Origin of the sequence: Shewanella sp. 11B5 (assembly GCF_002836795.1) — a bacterium.
In the GTDB taxonomy this organism is placed as follows: Bacteria; Pseudomonadota; Gammaproteobacteria; order Enterobacterales; family Shewanellaceae; genus Shewanella; species Shewanella frigidimarina.
In genome coordinates, this window is the sequence record NZ_PJAP01000660.1 from 1 (window position 1) to 2,115 (window position 2,115).

Annotated in this window: 2 protein-coding genes; both read right to left on the reverse strand. The window is 35.4% G+C overall.

Annotation, left to right across the window (positions count from 1 at the left end; genetic code table 11):
* A partial coding sequence (locus CXF78_RS14985) for a polysaccharide biosynthesis protein (protein WP_374702299.1) occupies window positions 1–583 on the reverse strand: 583 nt, incomplete at its 3' end.
* 136 nt (window positions 584–719) lie between these two features.
* Window positions 720–2,115 (reverse strand): GSCFA domain-containing protein (locus CXF78_RS14990; RefSeq protein WP_102037250.1); only part of this gene is annotated, 1,396 nt, incomplete at its 5' end.

The following is a 2,115-nucleotide window of genomic DNA, read 5'->3' on the forward strand; positions in this document are numbered from 1 at the left end:
GATTAAAACTGTGTAAGAGCGAGCCATCTGAAAAAGCCACATTAGCAAATCGAGCAGTAGAAATATTAATTTGATGGCTTCTGCGCATCAAATACATTTCCATAATTCTTTTGGAAGCCCCCATCATATTCACTGGGTTTGTCGCTTTATCTGTCGAGACACAAAAATATTTTTTGACACCCGCTTGAATAGATTGTTGAATTGTTTTGTCTGTATTAAACACATTCACATCAATCATTCGCATTAATGTAAAAGGGTCTTTCTCACTTCTTACATGCTTTAACGCAGATAAGTTGAGGACATAGTCATACTGACCGTCATCTTTAATAAAGGCATCATATTCAATCGAGCCAATATCCAGCGCAAAACTTTGAAAATCACCCGCAATATATCCAAAAAAACTTCGAATATCTCGAACAAGCTCTGCTAGGTTATTTTCACTAATATCAACAGCATGGAGTTTACAGGGATGCCTTTTGAAAATCTCTTTAGTAACAGCCTGACCAATTGAGCCAGCTGCGCCGAGCACCAAAAAACGAGATGATCCAACTAGTGAATCTAATTGTGCTGTTAATGCCGTCATGTCGCTATTAAGCAAAGGAAGTGACCTTCCAATTAACGATAAATCTAACAATTGCATTCCTTTATGTTTAATAGCCAACTTGCATGTGGTGTTTAATACATCACAATCATCTTAATTAATTTATAATGTACATCTTTTAAAACTGTTCAATTAACTTAATTAATTTGATAGCGAGCCATTCATAGTAAATCTCATTACCATGAATCCAATCATGTTCTCCATCTGCATAAACGACATTAGAAGCATAATCCATCGGCTCAGTTATTTCATCATCAAATAGACTTGCAGCATCCAAAAACGGAATATCAAATTGTGAACAAACATAATTAAGAGCTTTATGGTATTCATGCACTAACACTGAAATCGATTTAGCTTCATCAAAATACTTAGAGAATGGAGGATCTGATACTACAATAACATTATGTCCATTGTCTTTTAGAGCAATTAATATAGACAATTGTTGTGATTGATCTTCGTGAAAAAAATCAACAAAATTCTGCAGTGAAAATGGATCGTTGCAACGATTCTCTTGCAGTTTTAACCAAGTAACAAACCGTGATATTGTTTGATGTGTTTGTAATCCAATATTACTAATAATGACCGACTTTTTAAGCTCGCCGAGTGGTTTATGCTCATGAGCTTGGATGTTTAGTAGTGCAGCTGCCCAAAGTTTTCTAGAAGGTGCATTTTCAAGAGGAACAAAATATTCACTAGGGCAAATCGCAAATTTCCTTTGAGCAAACCCAGAGCCGTTCATGATCATACCTCCAGCCACAGGAACATTCATTGACTTTAGTGCAGTCGATAACTTACCCATATGGCTATCGCCGACAAGTGTAATTTTAGTCGAGGGTTCACTCTGCTTTGTTTTAGACAACAAATTATACGCTTCTAATTGTTCTTCTTCACATTGAATTTCATAATTTGATATACTACCTGACGATTTAACAACCATATGGTCTGCATTTAAAGCTGATTTGAAGTGTTTCATCACGTAATCGACACCCTTTGGCGACACGGTTCTTCTATTATTTTCGAATCTAAAGTCATTACTTGAATTAACTGAAATAATTTCAAATGAGGGGAAATAGCTTATATCTTCGAAATAATCAGAAAGATAACCGGCAACCGCTCGCAACACAGCTTTCGAATAATAACTAGCAACTAGTATATGTTTATCTGTAGCGGTCGCGGTAAGTGGTACAGGTGAGACAGTAAGTATTATGTTCAGTTTTGGATTGAGTTCCTTCAAATACTGATGAATTTTTAACACATCTGACAATATCTCATTGTAATTAAACTCATGTAGCTTATAAATTGTTCTATCAAATTGACCCGCTATGACTCCCGGACAGTTTGGATAATATATATCGTTAATGTCTTTCCAAGCTTCAGTTAACCCTAGTGTAAAAATGAGTGTATTTGTTGAAGATAAAGTACTAAGCAGCTCTTCTTTTGCTTCGAGTCGAGAATATTCTAACTCGCTTTTTGATGTAAAACCTTGTGGATAAACATTTGGCCTTAATAAATCA